Annotated in this window: 1 protein-coding gene; it reads right to left on the reverse strand. The window is 35.5% G+C overall.

Features of this window, described 5'->3' with window-relative positions; all coding sequences use genetic code 11:
* Window positions 1-314: bacteriocin immunity protein (locus CP367_RS10540; protein ID WP_098043570.1), on the reverse strand; the 314-nt coding region annotated here is incomplete at its 3' end.
* Between the last annotated feature and the right edge of the window lie 32 nt (window positions 315-346).

Genomic DNA, 346 nt, shown 5'->3' on the forward strand with positions numbered 1-346 from the left:
GTATTCCAAGAAACTGGAATCGAAGTTAATCCCGTTGTCACACTTCCTGTACTTCCATGAATAAATTCACTAACTGGCTTTGGCGCTCTAAAATGGTGTGTCTGAATATACTGAGTAATTTGATAGCTTAGTCTGGCATAAATAGTTTGAACAGCTTCACCTTTTTCCGCCTTGTCGATTGCTTCATCAAACATTTTAATTAATTCTACATCATGCTCAACCTCAGGTGTAAAACGTACCTCTTCAAGTGCATTTTTAAAATCCATAATATCTGGTGAAAGTTCCGAATCTTGATCTTTCTTTTTGCCAAACATATTAAATCCCCCTATCAGTAATAGTATAAATC

The organism is Lactobacillus sp. UMNPBX16 (assembly GCF_002553775.1).
Classification (GTDB): domain Bacteria; phylum Bacillota; class Bacilli; order Lactobacillales; family Lactobacillaceae; genus Lactobacillus; species Lactobacillus crispatus.